Consider the following 20,765-nt stretch of genomic DNA (forward strand, 5'->3'; position numbering starts at 1 on the left):
CAGATAAATACCTAAAAGATGTAAAATAAAAATTAACTTAATGATTTTATTTTTTTCAAATGAAAGTTAACTTTCATCGTTACACAAAAATAATAAAATAGTTATCTTGCTATTTTTAGTGGCGAGAGTTTCACGATAAAATTATACCGTGATTATAAAATAGAATATTATCAATATATTGCGCAACCAGAAATCACTCTCCCAGAACAATGATTCGTGAAACTGTACAGATACTCTTCCATTCACAAACGAATAGATTTCAGTCTCATCAAACAACAGGTTTAATTTTGGTAATTGCGGCAGGAAAAATACGTTAACTATTTGTTGCGGCCGATGTAATGCCAAAACAGCACAAAAAATCAAATCACATGTTTTGGATCAATATTCATCTCTGATATGCACAAAAAAGCCCGCATCTCTGCGGGCGAGTGTTTGACACACAGTGGTATCAGAACTTGTAGGTAACACCCGTTGAAATCAGACCCGTCCAGGATTTGTCCACCATCGGGCTGTCTGTCACTTCATCAGACAGGCGGGTATAACGCGCAGTACCGTATACGCTCCAGTTGCCCAGGAAGTTATAGTTTGCGCTGAGCTCCAGATACGGGTTCCAGGAGCTTTCAGGATCGTAGCTACGCAAGCCGCTACGGGCAGATTCATGGCGTGAAACACCATAATAGTATTCATTCTGGTTTTCACTGTTCCACTCGACACCAATCCCCGGAGTCAACGTCAAACCGCCATTGGTATAGCGGTATAACCACGCCAGATCCCATACAATACCATTGCTGTTATCCAGCGTGTCCCCTGCAAGGCTGGTACGCAGGAAACCGTATTGCGTGTTGTGAATGTAAGAAAGGCCAGCCATCATGGTGCTCTTACGTTTATCCAGACTACGCAGACGGTTGTCGTCGCTGTCACCCGGTTTGAAGTACATTGGCGACCAATAGGCCATCACCGACAGCTTATCGGTATCGTCATTCCACAGGTAGTAACCACCGCCCAGACCATGGAACCAGAAGTTATCGCTTTCATAACTCACCACCGGGACCGGGTAAACGTCACTGTCGTAATCTTTGTAAGGGTGCTCAACCACACCAACGCCTGCGCCCAGCGTCAGGTTGCTCTCTGCCTGTGCGACGTTAGCGGAAGTGGCAATAAGCACGCTAAGTGCCAGAAGTTTGAGTTTGGTCACAGTCAATAATTCCTTATTTAAATGTGTAGCGGTCAAAGTTTAACCGTTAATACGCTTCAGCCCAACTATTTTACGGATTCACCCCAGAATGTAACCCCCTAATTTCTCAGCGAGTGATGACATTTTGCTTGCAGGACAGTGAACACTGCATGAATCCTGCCCCATTTATTTACAAAAGATGTGCTTTTTTTGCTGATGAGTTATTGATATGCCATTGAAATTCATTTGCGCACACAGGCAAGTTTTGCAAATGCCATCTACGCTTAATTTTAGAAGGTGTATCACCGAATACGTTGATCTCCTGACCACCACAATGGCATGAGAGTTGCTTATTTCTTCAGCAGCGACGTCGTTCAGTTTACCTCTTCAGGGGCCTCTACTATTCATATGAACGGCTCTTAACATGTGCTAAAAAAACGAAAGGACGGCATACCATGAATATATTCGATCACTATCGCCAGCGTTATGAAGCTGCCAAGGACGAAGAGTTCACGCTGCAGGAGTTTCTTACCACTTGTCGGCAAGATCGCAGCGCTTATGCCAATGCGGCAGAGCGGCTATTAATGGCTATTGGTGAGCCTGTCATGGTCGACACTGCCCACGAACCTCGTCTTTCTCGACTCTTTTCGAATCGGGTGATCGCACGATACCCCGCTTTTGAAGAGTTTTATGGCATGGAAGAGGCCATTGAGCAGATTGTTTCTTATTTGAAGCATGCGGCTCAGGGTCTGGAAGAGAAGAAGCAGATTCTGTATCTGCTGGGGCCTGTGGGAGGGGGGAAATCATCTCTTGCTGAGCGGCTGAAGTCGCTGATGCAGCGAGTACCGATTTATGTCCTGAGCGCCAACGGCGAGCGTAGCCCGGTAAACGATCATCCGTTATGCCTGTTTAACCCACAGGAAGACGCGCAGATCCTGGAAAAAGAGTATGGGATCCCGCGTCGTTATCTCGGTACGATCATGTCGCCCTGGGCTGCAAAACGTCTGCATGATTTTGGCGGGGACATTACAAAATTCCTCGTTGTCAAAGTCTGGCCGTCTATTCTGGAGCAGATCGCTATCGCCAAAACGGAACCTGGTGATGAAAACAACCAGGATATCTCTGCGCTGGTCGGGAAAGTGGATATTCGTAAACTCGAACACCACGCCCAGAACGATCCTGATGCCTACGGTTATTCGGGCGCACTGTGCCGCTCAAACCAGGGGATAATGGAGTTCGTTGAGATGTTTAAAGCACCGATTAAAGTGCTGCATCCTCTGCTGACCGCAACCCAGGAAGGAAACTACAACGGGACAGAAGGTATCTCTGCCCTGCCGTTTAACGGAATTATTCTTGCCCACTCGAACGAGTCCGAATGGGTGACGTTCCGTAATAATAAAAACAATGAGGCGTTCCTTGACCGTGTTTACATCGTCAAAGTGCCTTATTGCCTGCGGATCTCCGAAGAGATCAAAATTTACGAAAAACTGCTTAACCACAGTGAGCTGACCCATGCGCCTTGCGCACCGGGCACGCTGGAAACGCTCTCTCGCTTTACCATTCTTTCTCGCCTGAAAGAACCTGAGAACTCGAGCATTTACTCGAAGATGCGCGTTTACGATGGGGAAAGCCTGAAAGATACCGATCCAAAAGCGAAGTCCTATCAAGAGTATCGGGATTACGCCGGGGTCGATGAGGGAATGAACGGTCTTTCCACGCGTTTCGCGTTTAAGATCCTCTCACGCGTCTTTAACTTTGACCACGCCGAAGTGGCAGCTAACCCGGTGCATCTGTTCTACGTACTGGAGCAGCAAATCGAGCGCGAACAGTTCCCGCAGGATCTGGCAGAACGTTATCTTGAGTTCCTGAAAGGCTATCTGATCCCGAAATATGCTGAGTTCATTGGCAAAGAGATCCAGACGGCTTATCTCGAATCCTATTCCGAATATGGACAAAACATTTTCGACCGTTATGTCACTTATGCGGATTTCTGGATTCAGGATCAGGAGTATCGCGACCCGGATACCGGTCAGCTGTTTGACCGCGAGTCGTTGAACTCAGAACTGGAGAAAATTGAGAAACCGGCGGGTATCAGTAACCCCAAAGATTTCCGTAACGAGATCGTCAACTTTGTTCTGCGTGCCAGAGCGAATAACAGCGGTCGCAATCCAAACTGGACCAGTTACGAAAAACTGCGCACGGTCATTGAGAAGAAAATGTTCTCCAATACCGAGGAGCTGCTGCCGGTCATTTCGTTCAACGCAAAAACCTCAACTGACGAGCAGAAAAAACACGACGATTTTGTCGACCGGATGATGGAAAAAGGCTACACGCGTAAACAGGTGCGTTTACTGTGCGAATGGTATTTGCGCGTACGTAAATCGTCTTAAAATAAGTGCCCGGAGGCGCATACGCTTGCCGGGCCGACAATACACATCCGTAGGCCGGATATGCTCAGCGCATCCGGCGTTACTGATGTAGCATAAAGTTGGCAAATGCAGTACGGGGGGCTTATGACCTGGTTTATTGACCGGCGTCTTAACGGCAAAAACAAGAGCACGGTAAACCGCCAGCGCTTCTTACGCCGTTATAAATCGCAAATTAAACAGTCGATCTCCGAGGCCATTAACAAGCGTTCGGTGACTGATGTGGATAGCGGCGAATCTGTCTCTATTCCGACTGATGATATTAGCGAACCGATGTTCCATCAGGGGCGTGGCGGCTTGCGCCATCGCGTGCATCCGGGTAACGACCATTTTGTGCAGAACGACCGCATTGAACGCCCGCAGGGCGGCGGCGGTGGTTCAGGAAGCGGACAAGGCCAGGCCAGCCAGGATGGCGAGGGTCAGGATGAGTTCGTCTTCCAGATCTCTAAAGATGAATATCTCGATCTGTTGTTCGAAGATTTAGCACTTCCTAACCTGAAGCAGAATCAGCAGCGTCAGTTAACGGAGTACAAAACGCACCGGGCAGGTTTCACCTCTAACGGCGTGCCGGCCAACATCAGCGTGGTGCGCTCCCTGCAAAACTCACTGGCGCGCCGCACAGCGATGACGGCAGGTAAGCGTCGCGAATTGCATGCGCTCGAAGCGGATCTGGAAACCATCGCGAAAAGTGAACCAGCGCAGTTGCTGGAAGAGGAACGGTTACGCAAAGAGATTGCCGAACTACGGGCAAAAATCGAACGCGTGCCGTTTATCGACACCTTTGATTTACGCTACAAGAATTATGAAAAACGGCCCGATCCTTCCAGCCAGGCAGTGATGTTCTGTCTGATGGACGTCTCCGGTTCAATGGATCAGTCGACCAAAGATATGGCCAAGCGTTTTTATATCTTGCTGTATCTGTTCTTGAGTCGGACCTACAAAAACGTGGAAGTGGTTTATATTCGCCACCATACCCAGGCGAAAGAGGTGGATGAGCACGAGTTCTTCTACTCTCAGGAAACCGGGGGAACCATTGTCTCCAGCGCGCTGAAGTTAATGGATGAAGTGGTAAAAGACCGTTACGACCCAGCCCAGTGGAACATCTATGCCGCACAGGCCTCGGACGGTGATAACTGGGCGGATGATTCCCCGTTGTGTCATGAGATTCTGGCGAAAAAACTGCTGCCGATGGTGCGATATTATAGCTATATCGAAATCACCCGCCGCGCGCACCAGACCTTGTGGCGTGAATACGAACATCTGCAATCAACGTTTGAAAACTTTGCGATGCAGCATATCCGCGACCAGGATGATATTTATCCGGTATTCCGTGAGCTTTTTCACAAACAGGGCGCGTCAGTGAAAGATTAACTGAATCAGCACCATCCTGATAAACGACAATCCCAGCAGACGCTGGGATTGTCAGAATTCACTCAGGGAACTTCAAAGGTTACGGTAGCCGTCGCGTTAAAATCGCCACCACCAGATGGCTTGGTATCTGTCGTCATCGTCGGGTAGGCATAAAACGTCGCCATTGCCTTATTGCCAATGACCTCTGCTCCTTGCAAATTATCACCACCTAGCTTAACAGGCGTATTTCCTGAAGAATCGCTGGTGATTTTCACCCCCACCCCATCAATGGTGTTCCCATTGCTGGGTTTCGCGACCAGCACGCCATCCAGCCCTGAACCACTGCTGGCTGAGGTCGGTGAAATTGACCATTTCATCGCACCGTAGGTATCGCCAATGTCTCGTTTACAGGAAAATGTCAGGACTGTGGGTTTTGGCGTATACCCCGATGGTTTTCCCCCTTTCGTCGTAAACGTCGAACTGACGATGTTACCCAGAGGCACTTCCAGAACGACGGGACCATTACTAATTTGGCAGGACTGATCCATCCTCAAAGTACCCGATAAAAAAAAGTGAAAATAGTCATAGCCTTGGCTACCAACAACACTTTTCGAATAATCGCGGGCAGCGGACCAGCTATCAGTTGAATACGCTGAATGGATCTTGCCCCTGGCAATCTCTATACCGGTGAACGTTATATCATTGGTCGGTATTTTAGGCATATAAAAATAGATCGTACCATTACGCCCGGAAACTGTACCATTTTGATTGATATCAATAGTAAGACTACAAGTATAAGGATCTTCTGTATTGGTCCACGTGTTTACACAATCGGAGTAACTACTCATGGTCTGTATCTCCGTCACTGAGTTATTATGTTCCAGATAGGGTACAAAATAGTAACTCATGGCGTCTGCTGTATTGTCGTAGATACCTTGTCTAATAGCGACATAGAGAGGAATGTTACTCCCTACGTCTGTACTTACCTTATAATATTTAATACCGCCAAACGTTGTGGTACTGGACGTGTCTACTGCACTTGTGAAATCAACTTTAAAAACCTGAGGGCCGAAAATATTCAACGTATTAGTTTTGTTCGGAAATCTCCAATTCATAGCACCTGAAGGGGAACTAAATTCTGTCTGCTCGGCCAGCGAGCCGACAGTGCCGGTAAAAAGCTTATCCACCTGCATGGTGTAGTTAACATTTGGCACTCCCCCATTTAGGGTTGCAGAGGCTGTTACCGCAGAGGCATTTTCTGAAACAATATATAAACAGACTGCGGGTATCAGTAAAGAATAGTGACAACTACGTAGTTTTGATCTAATCAACTTAATCATAAAATGCACTCACTAGCAATGTGGCTGTCACCTGCCCGGCGGTGATTGCGGTTCCCGCTTGCATATATCTGACATAATAATCACGCGGTGTCGCCAACGGAGCCTGAGGGGTAATCGGATACGTCAGAAGACGACTCTGACCCGTATTATCTAACACGTTCTGATTATCCCGCTGGTCAAATACCGCAAAGCCCACGCCGTTATCAATACGTTGACCAGAACCGTCGACGGCCTGATTGGTAAATATGCCGGGCGCGGCTTTACCATTACTCGCCAACGCATCGAAGCTAATGCGAATGTTCGACGCGGTTATCGGAGACAATATACAGTTTTCAACTATCAACGAAAAATTTTTACTCAGGGAAGAGAGCCGTTGTTCTGAAAATTCCCCTACACCGATGGGTGATAAAAACAATACATCACTATTGAAACGGACATCGCAGGTTGTTTGAATTAGTTCACCGCCAAAATTTAAGCCATACCCACTACCGTCAGCAATAATACCGTCCGCCGCGACAGCATTCCCAGGCATAAAGTAAGGTGTCATCAGAAAGGCTAATGAAATAATTCCCTTTCTTTTCATTATCAACTCACTCACGGTAAACGCTCCAGAATATTCATATCAGATTAAAAAGCGCACGGCATACACGCTACCGCGCGCTTTTATCGGTATTACTCGTAAGCAATATTTACATAAGCAGATGCGCTAAGATCTTTACCCGCACTGTTGGTATTGACAGCGGCAGAAGTGTTAAGCAGTGCGTTTTTAGTCACTACCATTTTGGCATACAGCGGTAATTTATAGGTTTCACCTGTCTTGGTCAGGTTGGCAAGCTCGAAATATTCTAATTCGCCAGCTTTCATGCTAATGGCTTCAAGATTCGATGTTGTTGTTTGATCTTTGAAAATGGCAAAACCAAGGCCAGATAATGCATTAGCATTAAGCGGATCCACGAAAGACGCCGCGGTACCGTTAAAACCATACCCTGAAAGTGCTGTACCGACAAAATCTAGTGAAACACGGGTAATACCGCCACCACAACCCGTCAATTGTATGGACACATCTTTTACCGGAGCTGCTGTAATAACAGTATTGTCTGCTTTGCCCACAATATCGGATGCGTTGATGTTACCAAAAGCAATATCTGTCCCCCCCGCCATACCGGTAAATGCAGCACTACAGGTTGGCTGGGTCAGCGTTCCTTTGAACGTTAAATCAACAGTTGCATCTGCTGCCAGAGCAGAAAGCGGTGCGCAAAACAGAACCGCAGAGATAATTTTTTTCATTGTAAGCGTCCCTTTCTTACTGATAAGTAATATTTACAACAGCGGTGGAGTTCAGAGAACCTGAAACCATGTTGCTATACGCTGCAACGGTCGGCACGATAGTGGACTTAATATAAACACTCCGTTGTGGCGCAAATTTATCTGTGCCAGTATTCACCGTTTGGTTATCTGCCTGCATCGGATAATAGGTCCCCGTTGAATCGTCTTTCACCTCGGTCTTGAACGCCACACCTGTCGCACCACCGGTGGCAGGGATAACCCATTTACCTTTATAGGCACCAGCGGCAATATCAGTAGTACTGGTGGAACTCAAAGAAAGGGTCATGTTGTTTACAGCGACACAGTTATTCAGTTTGAATGACTGCTCAATATTCCTTGTCCCGGCAAATGCCACAACAGGCGTCACCTCGCCAAAATCATATACCAGCCCTTCAGTCCCCGTACTCAGGGTACAGGTACCACGATTAATATGGGTGCTTGCCGTAAAGTCGACTCGTTCCGCCAGTGCGGAACCACTCAGCATCGCTGCGCACAGCAAACCTGAAATAAGTGCGGCTTTCCTACCCGCCAAATGCTTATTCATAATCATTCCTTTTTAATTTTAGAGAGTTTTTTACTCTCAAATAATTTGGCAGAAAATATCCTGCCCCTCATACGACAAGAGTGTTATAAGGCGAACACCCGCGCCGCATTTGAAAGAGTGTGTTGCACAACCCCGCTAGCGGGTATTAGTCATAAACAATATTTGCGTAAACATCTGCTTTAAGATCTTTTCCCGCACTGTTGGTATTAACAGCGGCAGAATCTTTAAGCAGTGAGTTTTTAGTCACTACCATTTTGGCATACAGCGGCCAGGTATAAACTTCGCCCGTTTTGGCCAGGGTCGCCAGTGACAAAACGGTCGGTTCACCCGCTTTGTCCGCACTAACGTAAACCGCATCATCAGTCGAGGTAGAGTCGGCATTTTTGAGTAATGCGACCCCCAGACCTGACTCTCTATCACTGGTATCACGGAAATTTACCGCTTTACGGACAAAGCCATAACCTGAAGTGGATGCACCAACAAAATTGACTTTAATATTAGTGATACTATTACAGCCAGAGAACTTCAGAGAGACGTTTTTGACTGGCGCAGCTGGAACAATCGTCCCTTCCGCTTTCCCCACGATATCAGATGCATTGAGGCTGCCAAACGCAATATCCACACCACTAGAACCAGTAAAAGAAGCCGTACAGGTTGGTGCGGTCAGTGTTCCTTTAAAGGTTAAATCAACCGTTGCATCAGCCGCCAGAGCGGAAAGCGGTGCGCAAAACAGAACCGCAGAGATAATTTTTTTCATTGTAAGCGTCCCTCCCTACAGATAAGCAATGTTTATAACTGCGGTCGAAGCCAAAGAACCCGCTTCCATATCCGCAATGGACGCTACTGTTGGAATTAACGTAGCTTTAACACCCATATACCAGTCTGTTACATAATTTTGTGTGCCAGTGGGAACTTGACCATCCGCCTGAATAGTGAAGTAGGCTGCTGTTCGACCATTTCTTATTTCTGTTTTGTACGCCACGCCTGTTGCGCCACCGCTAGCAGGTACAACCCATTTCCCGGCATAAGTCCCCGAGGCAATAGTGGTTGTATTAGCGGAAGACAGAGAAACGTTAATATTATTTACCGCCACACAGTCATTGAGCTTAAACTCTGCGTCCTTGGCGAAGGTACCAGCAAATGCGCTAATTGGCGTAACTTCACCAAAATCAAATAACAACCCATCGCCACCACCAGTAACTACCAGCGTACAGGTACCACGATTAATGTGGGTACTTGCAGTAAAGTCGACTCGTTCAGCCAGTGCAGAACCACTCAGCATCACCGCACACAGGGAACCCGTAATGAATACTGATTTCCCTTTTAATTTGAATTTATTCACTAAAAACTCCTTTTTTAATTAAAGACATCAATGCTGATGTGGCTTAACTTAACGATGATGTTATTAATCACAGATTACGTTATCGACAGACAACGTCTTACTGTTGATATCTTCCTGAGTCGTTTCAGGTAACTGATAATTAAACCGACACTGTTCTTCGGTGTTATCGCCCCAGATAACAGATAACGTCCCGGACTGCTCTATTCCTCGAGTAAAGGCACGACCACCTTGTCCAACCGTGCCCACGACCTCATTATTTTCATTAAATATCTCAGACCCCAGAGGAATATTTTTACCATTTTTCAAACTAAGACGGAAAAATACCGAGCGACGATCGTCCGTAGCGAAAGGAACATAAATAATAGCCCCTGCACGCGGAACAACTTTCGTCGATGTCTCTTTTAATTCGGTATCCTGTTCCATTTTCGATGGATCGATACTCACATCATTAAAGCGGTAAGGTGACAGGCTAGAAACATAGGCATACCCGGCACTGTTAATTCGCGCAGCCCTGTCACCCATCGCCAGTGCGCCTTTCGCACCTTTCGCCTCAATCAATGCAACAGGCGTGTCACCGTTAATGGTTCGTCCGAAAGTTACGCCGCCCTTGTGAATTAAAACCCCACCGCTGCCGTTCACAGACATCTGACGGCTGTTCTCTGTATCGGCAGATATGTTCCCCCCCCAGCTACCGTAACGGGTATCCCAGGAGGCATTCGCCCCAATATTCTCAATCTTATTATCGTCGTAGCCGTTGCGGCGATAACTTGCGTTGACGCCATAGTTCATGCCTGCATCCTGGTTATAACCCGAGGTCGAGGTCGATAAATTACTGTCTCCCTTGCTGCTTCGGGTATAACTGGTGTTCAGATAATCAAACAGCGGCGCTTTATCACCGGAACGATCGCCAAGCGGTATAGAAAACGACAAATAAACCTGATCGTCTTTCTCATTACCGTCAGTGTAGTAACGGTTAACGGAAACGCTATAGCTGACTTGTCCCAGAGAGTTGCTGTAACCCAACTGATAACTTTTCTCTTTGCGCCCTGAACGCCAATACTCTGATAGCATCGCTGAAGAATAAAATGAGCCCCATCCATTTTCCAGCGACTGGTTGACGTTGAGTTGTACCTGTGACTTAAGGCGATCCTCCAGGTCCATCCAGTCGGTTTCCGATAGTCGATCCACTGCCTCACTCAGCGTATAGAAATCTTTTGTCGAATAACGGTAAGCCGCAATATTGAAACTGGTATTTGTCGAGGAGATAAAACTGTTGTATTTAATCCCCACACTCTGCCCTTCCCGACTGCCTTCTTCCGCTGACAAATGCGACTGTGTCAAGTCTATTGAGACTGCACCAATCGGCGTATTCAGCGCCACCCCGCCGAGAGCAGAGTAGTAGCCCGACATATATTCAGCACCGGTATATAAAGACAGATAATTATTCAGACCATATTGCCAGGTTCCCTGGGTGACAACAGGTTTCTCTGCGCTGCTCGATCCGTTATATTCCCCCACCGCCAGCGAATAAAGGCTGACCCCTGGGTAAAGCAGCTGCCCACTGCCATTGAAAGGTATAATCAACTGACGCGTCCGACCGTCCGCCTCCTGAATCGTAACGTCAAGCTGTTCGCTGGAGCTGATCGGATTATAATCGTCAATCGAAAATGCTCCCGGCGGCACGGTTGTTTCTAATATTTTAGTGCCAGCCTGGCTGATAATAATTTTCGCATTTGACTCCGCAACCCCACGAATAACCGGACGGAAGCTGTTCAGGGAGTCTGGCAGCATTCGCGTGTCGCTGCTCAGCGTCACACCGCGTAATGGAAACCCATCAAAAAAGGTGCTGCTGCTATAGATCTCACCGACCCGTAGCCGTGACTTCAGCGGCGCGACATCGTGTTCCACGTACAGGTTCGAACTATCGAACGTTGTTCCACTGTCTTTTGTGTAGTTCGCGTCGCCACGGACACGGACGCGCCAGCCCAGTAAATTCAGTCCACCATCAAGGCCGACCCAAGCGCTATCAGAGCTAACCCCACTGTAACTTGAACGATAATAACTGGTGTTATAACCGACAAACGCCGCGTTAACGCCGTCATCCCAGAGCGTATCCGGCACTTCATCAGGACGTGTTGCCAGTACCATGGCCTGTGGAATATTCAGCATAAAACGCTGATCGTTGATATCCATTTTCCATTTAGCCTGGGGGATCAGGGTTTTCAGCGAAATGCAGCTTTCCGCCTCTGCGCCAGAAACATTAATGGCACCAGGATCAACACCAAAATTCGCCAATTCTTTCAGGCTCAGGCAAGGAATTGCACGTAACGGATCTTTTGGGTTTTCATCAAACTGAATTTCAAACTTACCCATTTCGCGCTCGTTAAGTACAACGGTTGCGTAATGCTTCCCGGCGGTAACAGGGTTTCCTTTGGAAAAACGGCTAACGTCTATTGGCTGATTAGATAAAAAGATATTACTAAATTCTACCTCTTCATCTTCAGTACCGATTTCCTCACTTTCTTTATTTTCTTCTTTTTCCTGCACATTAGAATTTTCTACTGATGATGCAGGCGAAACACTATTTTGTGCAGGGGTTTCAGTAGCATTCGCTGTCCCGACAACATTCAATAAAATAAATGTGCTAGCAATACTCGACAAACGAAAACGATCGCTAATTAACATATCCATAGAAAAACCCGAACGTTCCATCGTGAAAAAATACTATTTGATAACAGCAGTACCCTCTACATCGTTACCATAATCCGAAATATAGCTATACGTCAGATTGGTTCCTACAGCTGCTTTAAACGTTTTGTTATCAAATGTGAACTTTTCCGTTGCAAAAGGTGCAACCATTCCTGGCTTCGCCGAATTATTACCAACTTTCATCATGTTGAAGGTCAGATAATAAGGGGAGTTATTTTTTGCAACTAATGTGCCATTTTCCGCACGCCATTCAACCTTACCTGCCGCATCTTGTGGTTTTACGGGTAAAGCATCTGGGCGATAAAACATCTTAATCCGAGTACGAAATGCCAGTTGTAATTTATTATTGCCAGCAGCCTCACCTTTTGCTTTTGGCGGAACCTCTAACACGTTCAGATAATAAATACTTTCACGATCTTTCGGCAAACTGGCGTCCATTTTAGAAATACGCAGCGTCTGGCCTTTCTTCGCATCAATACGTGACACCGGAGGTGTTAACATAAATGGCAGATCGATATTTTCCGGCGATTCCGTTGCACGACCATCATCCAACCATGACTGCACCAGCAGTGGACGCGGCCCCTCATTGGTCAGGCGAACGTTAACTTCTTTGGCTGCTTCTTTATAAATCACACGCGTGGTATTAATGACGACATCGGCCCATACAGACGAACTGAAGGCCAAAGTCGCGGCCATAATTGCAGATAAATATTTGATGGACATTTAATTTATTACTCTCTGAAAAATAAGGCGGCAATAAAAACTGCCGCCTCAGTCTTAATCAATAATTACTGGTAAACTACGCTGAAGGTAGCTACCGTTTCGATATCACCAGCGACAACATCTGTACCCGTCTGGACATAACGAGTGTTAAAACTGTAGGTCTGGGCATTCGTCTCTGTACTTTTATAATCCGCTGGATCTACAGTATTTGGACCCATCGCCAGTGTTTTGGTAGCGTCAGTGTCTTTAGTGAAGCCAATCTGCACGCCTTTAGCAGCAGTATCCATGGTATTGACGGAGTCCAGCAGGACGTTACGATAGGTGCTGGTGCCTGAATCCGCATAACCAGTAGAATCAAAGCTAACCGCAACACCGGTTTTACCGGCTGGCATCACGCAGCCTTCCAGAGTGATATTTACAGTACGCATATCTCGAGAAGCATTCATATTGGTACCATTCGCGATCGCAACAGAATCCGTCATATCCACAGCAGCAATCGGATCAATCTGCAGCAAAGTAGAAGTCGGTGCACCGTTGATCGCCACAGCACACGTTTTGTTAATGACTTCGCCATTAATACGAATCTGGCCATCAGCCGCCATCGCATTCACCGCACTTAAACCACCTGCAACCAATGCAGCAACCTGAGCAATTTTAATAATTGAACGACACATAATTCATAACTCCATTTATTTACAAAAAATATAACTAATACTTACCGTGCATTATGCTGGCGTATACAAAAGCACCACATTTTAGTTCCACTGCAGCCCGCAATAGCGGTGTAGATCAAAAACAGTAGCAAAGATTATTAAGGGTAACGCCGTGAGCACATTATTATATTAATGGATGTAAATTGCAACCAATTGACACGCTACAAAATATATATGAAAGCATTCACAGGCCGCATTTAAAATTCACTTAAAACATAGAAAAAAAGTCACACAGAAAATAAAATGATAAGTTAAAACAATTAGTTAAAGAAAACATAATATAATTTATAAATAGAAAAACCTATGACATCAATAGATGAAATACACTCTATTTTTAGGAATAAATCCAAGATCAATCGATCTCATGAATAAATTCACGAGATGAATTTAAAAAAAATATTGATACAATTACAATATAAGATATTTGAAAACAATTTTATTGTCGCAACTTATTTACCTTATCATTAATAAAACATATACATTAGGAACAATAACCACCGCCGTTATATTCCTCCCAACCCAGAACAATAAACGAGTCACTGGATGTCTGACTCTCCATTGCAAGCAATCTGCCTCTCGGCTTTTATAGATAACGTTGTTATCAGCGACCTTAGTGATAACTTCTGCCCATCTTTATGCCCGTATCAGCATGGTAAACACTCTGTTGCTTTAACGCCCCCGGACGCTGACGGGTTTTGCCCTGGCTGACTAAGAACACACGCGAATGATTTTTATTACAAAATGCCCTTCCCAGTAGCGTTAGAGCGGATGTATGGCGTGTGATAGACTGAAGTATCAGACTTACAGGGCTGTACATCATTATGCAATTGCATCATAAAGCGCTCAGGCTCTTTATCTCCGTCAGCGTCGTTGTTTTGACGTTTTCTTTTTTAGTTTATGAGCTCATTGCCAGCGATAAAGCAATGAATGCGTACATGCGCTATATCAATGAGAAAGCCGACTCATCGTTTCTCTATGATAAGTATACTAATCAAAGTATTGCAGCCCATCTGATGCGCACATTTTCATCCCCCCAGGTACCCGCTTCTATCGAGCAACAAAAAGCACTTTGCAACGCTTTCGACAGCGTTAACGGCACTCATGGGCTCAACCTCACCCAGCATAACTACCTACCATTACACGGTACGTTGCAAACCCCCACCACAAAATGTAGCGAGAAACTTGCAGACATATTTCTACTGCCCTCTTTTGACCGGGCGGTAAACGTTAATCGTGAGCAGAAAGATTACGGTCATGGTTTAGGTATGCAGGAGTATAAATTTCGATATTACGTCGATCTCAAAAATAACTACGTCTATTTCTTTGATCTGGTCGACTCGCGGAAATTTGCGATACACAACTGGTCGTTTTTGCAAAAAGGAAACCTGGGTATCAACCAGAATGATATTGACGGTATATTCACTGGCCGCACGGTAATCTCCCGTATTTATGAAGATAACCTGACCGAGAAAAAAGTGATGAGCTTTTTAACACCGGTCTACTATGCCGGTAAGTTAAAAGGCGTGGTGATGGTGGATATCAACAAAGAGAATTTAAAGAATATTTTCTATACCAGCGACCGCCCTCTCGTCTGGCGCTATCTTAACGTGACGCTTTCGGACATCAACTCAGGTAAAGAGATACTCGTTCACCAAAGTGAGAACAACCTGTTTAGCTATGTTCACTACCAGGAGGACATGCCCGGCGGTATACGCATCACCTTATCGCTTGATTTTATGTACTTTATTGTCTCCTCCTGGAAAGTATTCGCCTTCTATCTGCTGGCGACAATACTGTTGCTGAATATGGTCAGAACGCATTTCCGGCTGTATCACAACGTCACGCGTGAAAATATCAGTGACGCGATGACCGGGCTCTACAACCGCAAAATTTTAACGCCGACGCTCGAACAACGTTTACAGCAGTTGGTAAACGCGGGCACCCTCGTGACCTTTATCGCCATTGATTGCGATAAACTAAAAGTCATTAATGATACGCTGGGGCATAAGGAAGGCGATCGCATTATCACTATTCTGGCTAGAGCCATTCAAACCTCGATTCGCAAAAACGACTATGCCATCCGCCTCGGTGGGGATGAATTTTGCATTATCCTCATCGATTACCCCGCTGAATTAACGCCTCGTCTGCTGGAGAGGATTCGCTATAACTTACAAATTATTGCGCAAGATAGAGCAATCAGCTTCTCCGCAGGGATTTATAATATGCAGCCAAACGACACCATTGATGATGCCTACAAAGCATCCGATGCACAGCTCTACCTGAACAAACAGAAAAAACGCGCGGATGCGTAATCATTTTTCTGACAGGATTTTCATTGTTGTACCAGGAGTAAGTCATGACGGAAGTGAACAAAGGTAACGCAACGCATCAGCGTTTAATTTCGCTGTTGTCAGAACAAGGCGCGACGTATCGCGTGGTAAGCCATGAAGCGGTCGGCAAATGTGAAGCGGTTTCTGAAATTCGCGGTACCGCACTGGGCCAGGGAGCAAAAGCGCTGGTTTGTAAGGTCAAAGGCAACAGCGTTAATCAGCATGTCCTGGCGATTCTTTCTGCCGACCAGCAGGCCGACCTGAGCCTGTTAGCCAGCCATATCGGCGGGTTAAGAGCATCACTTGCCAGCCCGGCGGAAGTCGATGCACTGACAGGTTGCGTATTCGGCGCTATCCCACCGTTTAGCTTCCATCCAAAACTTAAGCTGGTCGCCGATCCGCTATTGTTTGAGCGTTTTAATGAAATTGCGTTCAATGCCGGAGTGCTGGAAAAATCCGTGATTATGGATACCGCAGATTACCTGCGTATCGCGCAACCGGAATTACTCCCGTTCCGCCGCGTACAATAGCCGCCCGAGTCAGGTGTAAAAACGTAGCATCGTGCATTAGCCCAAAAAAAATCATAATCATTAAAAAAAGCCTGTTCCGTCACGCGTTTACGCGTACAGTAAGCAGGCTTATTTTTTCTTTTGGCAAGGAAACTACGATGTTTGATGTCACTCTGCTGATCCTGCTCGGACTGGCAGCTCTGGGCTTTGTCAGCCACAACACCACTGTCGCTGTTTCAATTCTGGTGCTGATCATTGTCCGTGTTACCCCTCTGAATACGTTCTTTCCATGGATAGAAAAACAGGGCCTGACCGTCGGGATTATAATTCTAACCATTGGCGTCATGGCGCCGATCGCCAGCGGAACGCTCCCCCCCTCCACGCTCATCCACTCCTTTGTGAACTGGAAATCACTGGTCGCTATTGCCATCGGGGTATTCGTCTCCTGGCTTGGCGGGCGCGGTGTCACGCTCATGGGTAGCCAGCCTCAGCTTGTGGCCGGTTTACTGGTGGGTACGGTACTGGGCGTGGCGCTATTTCGCGGTGTGCCGGTGGGACCGCTCATTGCGGCAGGTCTGGTGTCATTGATTGTTGGGAAGCAGTAGCCAGTCCAGCCAGATAACGGCCTGGCGTCTGTCCCAGGCCTTTTTTGAACATGGTGATAAATGCCGTGGTCGAATCGTAACCGAGCATTTGCGCAACCTGTTGCACGTTATGACCATCTATCAGCGCCTGCAGCGCCAGAATCAATTGAAGCTGGTGACGCCAGCGGCGAAAACTCAACCCCGTTTCTTTAACGACCAGACGGGCGAGGTTCCGCTCACTCATCGCAAATACGCTGGCCCACTGTCCCAGCGTCTGCCACTGCGCGGGCTCCCGCGCCATCGTCGCGACCATTCTGCGGATTTTCGGGTGATCGGAAACCGGCAACTGCATTTGCTCCTGCGGTTGCTGCGGGAGTTCATCAAATAGCACTTGCGTCAGCCGCTGGGTAGACGGCTCCAGCCGTTGATCATCCGTTTTGGACGCCAGCGCCAGAATGAGCTCCCGACATAATGGGGCGATTTTCAGGGTGCAGCAGCGTTCAGGCATCACGACTGCCTGCGGCTCAATAAACAAAAAGCACAGTTGTGCCCCAACGGTAACGTGGTTGCTGTGTGGAATTTCACCGGGGATCCATACCGCATATTGTGGAGGCACCATCCACATGGCATTTTCAACCTCACAGGTGATCGCGCCATGCAAGGCCAGAATCAACTGCCCCTTACGGTGCTGATGCAGCGGACTGAAGAGTTCATCTTCCCGGGCCTGAATACAAAACGCCACCGCCGCATCGTGGTAAAGGTCGGGCTCATACCCATCCAGCCTCAGTCCTAACATAAAAATGTCCGTTTTTAGCGATAAACTGTCATTTTAGCTTGATTCATCCATTGAGTAAAAACGCTAAAGTATCGCCTCGCCTGACGATATGAGAAAAAAATGACAAATATGCCTTCCTCCCGCGGCAAAAACGCAGCCTGGCTGATCGCGGGGATCCTGATGATTGCCACCACGCTGCGCGTCACCTTTACCGGAGCCGCCCCGCTGCTGGATGCAATTCGCACCGACTACGGCCTGAGTACCGCCCAGACGGGACTTCTGACCACCCTGCCGCTGCTGGCCTTCGCACTGGTATCGCCTCTGGCCGCCGCCGTTGCACGCCGTTGGGGTATCGAACGCAGCCTGTTTGCCGCAATGCTACTGATTTGCGCAGGTATTGCGATACGTTCTCTGCCCACGCCAGGTTTCCTGTTTAGCGGCACAGCTATCATTGGTTGCGGAATCGCGCTGGGAAATGTGCTGTTACCTGGGCTGATTAAGCGTGATTTTGCTCAGCATGTGGCAAAACTCACTGGCGCATACTCGCTGACTATGGGCGCAGCGGCGGCACTGGGTTCAGCTATTGTGGTTCCGCTGGCGCTGAACGGGTTTGGCTGGCGCGGTGCGCTGATGGTACTGATGGTCTTTCCGCTGCTGGCGCTGATTATCTGGTTACCCCAATGTCGCCAGACGGCCAATGCCAGTTTGAGCAACTCGCGCGCTTTGCATTCCCGCGCGATCTGGCGCTCGAGCCTCGCCTGGCAGGTGACGCTGTTTCTCGGGATCAATTCACTTATCTACTACGTGATCATTGGCTGGCTACCTGCCATTTTAATCAGCCACGGCTACAGCGAAGCGCAGGCCGGTTCGTTGCATGGTTTACTGCAACTGGCAACCGCCGCGCCGGGGTTATTGATCCCTCTCGTCCTGAACAGATTTAAGGATCAGCGCGCCATCGCCGCACTGGTTTCGTTAATGTGCGCCATCGGCGCAGCGGGATTCGCGGTAATGCCCGGGCAGGCTTTGCTGTGGACCATACTGTTTGGCTTTGGCTCAGGCGCTACGATGATCCTTGGTTTGACCTTTATTGGCCTGCGCGCAAGCTCAGCGCATCAGGCCGCGGCCCTGTCCGGCATGGCACAATCCGTCGGGTATTTACTGGCCGCCTGTGGGCCACCGCTGATGGGTAAGATTCACGACCTCAATGGTAGCTGGCTGATTCCATTAGCTGGGGTCGCCGTGTTAGCGATACTGATGGCAGTGTTTGGTCTGTGCGCGGGGCGTAATCGGGAGATCGCAAGCGCATAAAGCAGCGGGCAGGTTTGAGAACAACCTGCCCGTTTTTTATCCTCGCGCAGCGCGCAGCATTGCCTGAACTAACGGCACGGGTTTTCCCGCCAGCGCTCCACGTTCATGCTGAAAGAGTGTGCCGACAAAAAAAGGATGCGTCACCAGCTCAACGGCACGGATATCACCAGCCTCATCCCAGCCAGTCACACGAAGATCACCGCTCTCAAGCTCGGCGGCAAAATCTTCCGATACGCCATAGTTGCAGTGATACCCCTCGGAGATAACACCCCGTCCGTAGGCTTTGGCAATCAGCGTATTGGCCCTCAGTTCAATATCATCCGTTTTTTCTACCAGCGAGCAGGTCAACGGTGCGATGACCATCCGCCCCCTGGTATCCGTTTCCGCATGGGCAGCATCACTCCAGCCCAGCACGTTGCGGGCATACTCCAGAATCGCATGTTGAAAACCGCCACAGGTCCCGAGGAATGGGATGCTGTTTTCACGCGCGTAGCGTATCGCGATCAGTGCGCCTTCCAGGTGCCGATATGGACTGCCAGGAACGACCCAAATAGCATCATAGCCAATCAGATCTTCACTGCTGCTAATATCAGAGGTGGTTAGCCAGTCATAATCAGCCACTAATTCCAGGACGGCAGCGGCATCATCGATAGCAAGAGGAATGGCCTGATGCGCCACAATATCAGGGCTGTAATCACCCACCAGCGCAATGCGAAGCGTATCTTTAAACGGGGAAATTTCCATTAAGCTTTCCTTATGTCCAGACAATGAGGGACAATATAAGGAGCCTCAGCCTACCGATTTTTTGTTGGTATCACAATCCCTTAAATTGGGAGTCAGGACGGGCAGAATGTTACAATTGTCACGTTTTACGATCTTATTTAACCGTAATAAAGGTGTCGAAATATATCAAAGCAGTGGATTAATGGAGCAGATGAAAAGATGAAAATTCAATGTAAACGCGTGTATGACCCAGCAGAAAAAAATGATGGTTATCGCGTACTGGTCGACAGGCTGTGGCCTCGCGGGGTAAAAAAGACCGACCTTATTTTTAACGAATGGAATAAAGCGCTTACGCCGTCATCTGATTTACGCAAGGCGTTCCACGCAGAATTGATTGATTTCACACACTTTTCCGAGCAATATCGCGCTGAACTCGCCCTACAGCAGCAGGAAGGAAAGCGTCTCGCAGAGATTGCCCGACAGCAAACCTTAACGCTACTGTATGCGGCGAAAAACACCCAGCAAAACCACGCGCTGGTGCTGGCTGAATGGATACGTCAATGCTAACCGGATTTCATTTGCCCGTTGTCGGATGATCTCTGCGCCAGAGCGCCCATTCATCAATCACTTCCCCGCCCGGTAATTTGCAGTCCGACCTTACGCCTTGCGGGGTCTGCACCGCAATCAGCGAGCCGCCCTTTTGTTCGCAATACACCGATGCCGGATTCGCCAGACCAATCTTCGGCGGTTTGGGGGCTTCGGGCTGAGTGGTACATCCCGCTAGCACCAACAAGCCGGGCAAAATAATAGACGCCAGTTTCATATCGACTCCTGTTAAAAACCTTATCCCGGCAGGTTACCCCGACTTTCCATCTATCTCCATGTTTTA

The 20,765-nt window shown here is 47.8% G+C and carries 19 protein-coding genes and 1 pseudogene; 7 read left to right on the top strand and 13 right to left on the bottom strand.

The genetic code is table 11. The features are described from left to right. Nucleotides 1-448 precede the first annotated feature (448 nt). Nucleotides 449-1,195: a MipA/OmpV family protein gene (locus tag OGV65_RS06070; protein WP_235116717.1), complete on the bottom strand. Its 747-nt coding sequence runs from the start codon at nucleotides 1,193-1,195 to the stop codon at nucleotides 449-451. A gap of 434 nt (nucleotides 1,196-1,629) precedes the next feature. Between OGV65_RS06070 and yeaG the strand changes: the two genes are divergently transcribed. Both yeaG and OGV65_RS06080 read left to right on the top strand, forming a co-directional pair. Then, nucleotides 1,630-3,564 carry a protein kinase YeaG gene (gene yeaG, locus OGV65_RS06075; RefSeq protein ID WP_286454740.1) on the top strand — a complete coding sequence of 645 codons (1,935 nt, stop codon included), beginning with the start codon at nucleotides 1,630-1,632 and terminating at the stop codon, nucleotides 3,562-3,564. A gap of 123 nt (nucleotides 3,565-3,687) precedes the next feature. Continuing rightward, nucleotides 3,688-4,971, top strand: a complete 1,284-nt coding sequence (locus OGV65_RS06080; protein ID WP_047498921.1) for a YeaH/YhbH family protein — start codon at nucleotides 3,688-3,690, stop codon at nucleotides 4,969-4,971. 62 nt (nucleotides 4,972-5,033) lie between these two features. Here the strand turns inward: OGV65_RS06080 and OGV65_RS06085 are convergent, their stop codons facing one another. From OGV65_RS06085 to OGV65_RS06125, 9 genes are all read right to left on the bottom strand, one after another. Beyond that, nucleotides 5,034-6,290, bottom strand: a complete 1,257-nt coding sequence (locus OGV65_RS06085) for a fimbrial protein (RefSeq protein ID WP_080756015.1) — start codon at nucleotides 6,288-6,290, stop codon at nucleotides 5,034-5,036. After that, nucleotides 6,283-6,888: a fimbrial protein gene (locus OGV65_RS06090; protein ID WP_047498925.1), complete on the bottom strand. Its 606-nt coding sequence runs from the start codon at nucleotides 6,886-6,888 to the stop codon at nucleotides 6,283-6,285. Before OGV65_RS06090 ends, OGV65_RS06085 begins: the two co-directional genes overlap by 8 nt. Before the next feature lie 74 nt (nucleotides 6,889-6,962). Further along, nucleotides 6,963-7,577 (bottom strand): fimbrial protein, encoded by a 615-nt coding sequence (locus OGV65_RS06095; protein WP_153690439.1) that lies wholly within the window; start codon nucleotides 7,575-7,577, stop codon nucleotides 6,963-6,965. 16 nt (nucleotides 7,578-7,593) lie between these two features. Beyond that, nucleotides 7,594-8,160: a fimbrial protein gene (locus OGV65_RS06100; protein WP_047498928.1), complete on the bottom strand. Its 567-nt coding sequence runs from the start codon at nucleotides 8,158-8,160 to the stop codon at nucleotides 7,594-7,596. A gap of 145 nt (nucleotides 8,161-8,305) precedes the next feature. After that, nucleotides 8,306-8,917 (bottom strand): fimbrial protein, encoded by a 612-nt coding sequence (locus OGV65_RS06105; protein ID WP_047498930.1) that lies wholly within the window; start codon nucleotides 8,915-8,917, stop codon nucleotides 8,306-8,308. A 15-nt stretch (nucleotides 8,918-8,932) separates the two neighbouring features. Beyond that, nucleotides 8,933-9,502: a fimbrial protein gene (locus tag OGV65_RS06110; protein ID WP_103766200.1), complete on the bottom strand. Its 570-nt coding sequence runs from the start codon at nucleotides 9,500-9,502 to the stop codon at nucleotides 8,933-8,935. Between the two features lie 63 nt (nucleotides 9,503-9,565). Next, nucleotides 9,566-12,193 (bottom strand): fimbria/pilus outer membrane usher protein, encoded by a 2,628-nt coding sequence (locus OGV65_RS06115; RefSeq protein WP_052137993.1) that lies wholly within the window; start codon nucleotides 12,191-12,193, stop codon nucleotides 9,566-9,568. A 33-nt stretch (nucleotides 12,194-12,226) separates the two neighbouring features. After that, a complete protein-coding gene (locus OGV65_RS06120) occupies nucleotides 12,227-12,934 on the bottom strand; it encodes a fimbria/pilus periplasmic chaperone (RefSeq protein ID WP_047498933.1) in 708 nt (235 codons plus the stop codon). Between the two features lie 65 nt (nucleotides 12,935-12,999). Then, entirely contained in the window at nucleotides 13,000-13,608 is a 609-nt protein-coding gene (locus OGV65_RS06125; RefSeq protein ID WP_141875090.1) for a fimbrial protein, read from the bottom strand. Nucleotides 13,609-14,468: 860 nt separating this feature from the next. Here OGV65_RS06125 and dgcJ point away from each other — a divergent pair. From dgcJ to OGV65_RS06140, 3 genes are all read left to right on the top strand, one after another. Continuing rightward, nucleotides 14,469-15,959, top strand: coding sequence for a diguanylate cyclase DgcJ (gene dgcJ / locus OGV65_RS06130; RefSeq protein WP_103766197.1), 1,491 nt, complete (start codon nucleotides 14,469-14,471; stop codon nucleotides 15,957-15,959). A 44-nt stretch (nucleotides 15,960-16,003) separates the two neighbouring features. Beyond that, nucleotides 16,004-16,507, top strand: coding sequence for a YbaK/prolyl-tRNA synthetase associated domain-containing protein (locus tag OGV65_RS06135; protein ID WP_286454742.1), 504 nt, complete (start codon nucleotides 16,004-16,006; stop codon nucleotides 16,505-16,507). A 137-nt stretch (nucleotides 16,508-16,644) separates the two neighbouring features. Next, the gene (locus tag OGV65_RS06140) at nucleotides 16,645-17,091 is read left to right on the top strand and encodes a DUF441 domain-containing protein (RefSeq protein ID WP_016152803.1); all 447 of its coding nucleotides are present in this window, start codon (nucleotides 16,645-16,647) and stop codon (nucleotides 17,089-17,091) included. Here the strand turns inward: OGV65_RS06140 and OGV65_RS06145 are convergent. Then, nucleotides 17,068-17,866 (bottom strand): annotated as a pseudogene (locus OGV65_RS06145) (AraC family transcriptional regulator). The gene OGV65_RS06140 and the pseudogene OGV65_RS06145 overlap by 24 nt on opposite strands. Before the next feature lie 99 nt (nucleotides 17,867-17,965). On the opposite strand from OGV65_RS06145, the gene OGV65_RS06150 reads away from it, so the two are divergent. Continuing rightward, entirely contained in the window at nucleotides 17,966-19,153 is a 1,188-nt protein-coding gene (locus tag OGV65_RS06150; protein ID WP_094761887.1) for a CynX/NimT family MFS transporter, read from the top strand. A 36-nt stretch (nucleotides 19,154-19,189) separates the two neighbouring features. On the opposite strand, the gene OGV65_RS06155 is transcribed toward OGV65_RS06150, so the two are convergent. After that, nucleotides 19,190-19,897 (bottom strand): CTP synthase C-terminal region-related (seleno)protein, encoded by a 708-nt coding sequence (locus OGV65_RS06155; RefSeq protein WP_141875088.1) that lies wholly within the window; start codon nucleotides 19,895-19,897, stop codon nucleotides 19,190-19,192. Nucleotides 19,898-20,095: 198 nt separating this feature from the next. Here OGV65_RS06155 and OGV65_RS06160 point away from each other — a divergent pair, with 198 nt between their 5' ends. Then, on the top strand, nucleotides 20,096-20,443 hold the full coding sequence (locus OGV65_RS06160; RefSeq protein WP_016152799.1) for a DUF488 domain-containing protein: 348 nt from the start codon (nucleotides 20,096-20,098) through the stop codon (nucleotides 20,441-20,443). A 7-nt stretch (nucleotides 20,444-20,450) separates the two neighbouring features. Here the strand turns inward: OGV65_RS06160 and OGV65_RS06165 are convergent, their stop codons facing one another. After that, nucleotides 20,451-20,699: a putative hemolysin gene (locus OGV65_RS06165; RefSeq protein ID WP_016152798.1), complete on the bottom strand. Its 249-nt coding sequence runs from the start codon at nucleotides 20,697-20,699 to the stop codon at nucleotides 20,451-20,453. Nucleotides 20,700-20,765 lie beyond the last annotated feature (66 nt).

Origin of the sequence: Citrobacter sp. Cb004 (assembly GCF_030337065.1) — a bacterium.
Classification (GTDB): Bacteria; Pseudomonadota; Gammaproteobacteria; order Enterobacterales; family Enterobacteriaceae; genus Citrobacter; species Citrobacter braakii.

Excerpts from the sequence above, each read along its gene's own strand:
- OGV65_RS06095 (WP_153690439.1), bottom strand. The coding sequence starts at position 7,577 with ATGAAAAAAATTATCTCTGCGGTTCTGTTTTGCGCACCGCTTTCTGCT.
- OGV65_RS06125 (WP_141875090.1), bottom strand. The coding sequence starts at position 13,608 with ATGTGTCGTTCAATTATTAAAATTGCTCAGGTTGCTGCATTGGTTGCA.
- OGV65_RS06100 (WP_047498928.1), bottom strand. The coding sequence starts at position 8,160 with ATGAATAAGCATTTGGCGGGTAGGAAAGCCGCACTTATTTCAGGTTTG.
- dgcJ (WP_103766197.1), top strand. The coding sequence starts at position 14,469 with ATGCAATTGCATCATAAAGCGCTCAGGCTCTTTATCTCCGTCAGCGTC.
- OGV65_RS06155 (WP_141875088.1), bottom strand. The coding sequence starts at position 19,897 with ATGGAAATTTCCCCGTTTAAAGATACGCTTCGCATTGCGCTGGTGGGT.
- OGV65_RS06165 (WP_016152798.1), bottom strand. The coding sequence starts at position 20,699 with ATGAAACTGGCGTCTATTATTTTGCCCGGCTTGTTGGTGCTAGCGGGA.
- OGV65_RS06135 (WP_286454742.1), top strand. The coding sequence starts at position 16,004 with ATGACGGAAGTGAACAAAGGTAACGCAACGCATCAGCGTTTAATTTCG.
- OGV65_RS06160 (WP_016152799.1), top strand. The coding sequence starts at position 20,096 with ATGAAAATTCAATGTAAACGCGTGTATGACCCAGCAGAAAAAAATGAT.
- OGV65_RS06105 (WP_047498930.1), bottom strand. The coding sequence starts at position 8,917 with ATGAAAAAAATTATCTCTGCGGTTCTGTTTTGCGCACCGCTTTCCGCT.
- OGV65_RS06120 (WP_047498933.1), bottom strand. The coding sequence starts at position 12,934 with ATGTCCATCAAATATTTATCTGCAATTATGGCCGCGACTTTGGCCTTC.
- OGV65_RS06115 (WP_052137993.1), bottom strand. The coding sequence starts at position 12,193 with ATGGATATGTTAATTAGCGATCGTTTTCGTTTGTCGAGTATTGCTAGC.
- OGV65_RS06150 (WP_094761887.1), top strand. The coding sequence starts at position 17,966 with ATGACAAATATGCCTTCCTCCCGCGGCAAAAACGCAGCCTGGCTGATC.
- OGV65_RS06080 (WP_047498921.1), top strand. The coding sequence starts at position 3,688 with ATGACCTGGTTTATTGACCGGCGTCTTAACGGCAAAAACAAGAGCACG.
- OGV65_RS06085 (WP_080756015.1), bottom strand. The coding sequence starts at position 6,290 with ATGATTAAGTTGATTAGATCAAAACTACGTAGTTGTCACTATTCTTTA.
- yeaG (WP_286454740.1), top strand. The coding sequence starts at position 1,630 with ATGAATATATTCGATCACTATCGCCAGCGTTATGAAGCTGCCAAGGAC.
- OGV65_RS06140 (WP_016152803.1), top strand. The coding sequence starts at position 16,645 with ATGTTTGATGTCACTCTGCTGATCCTGCTCGGACTGGCAGCTCTGGGC.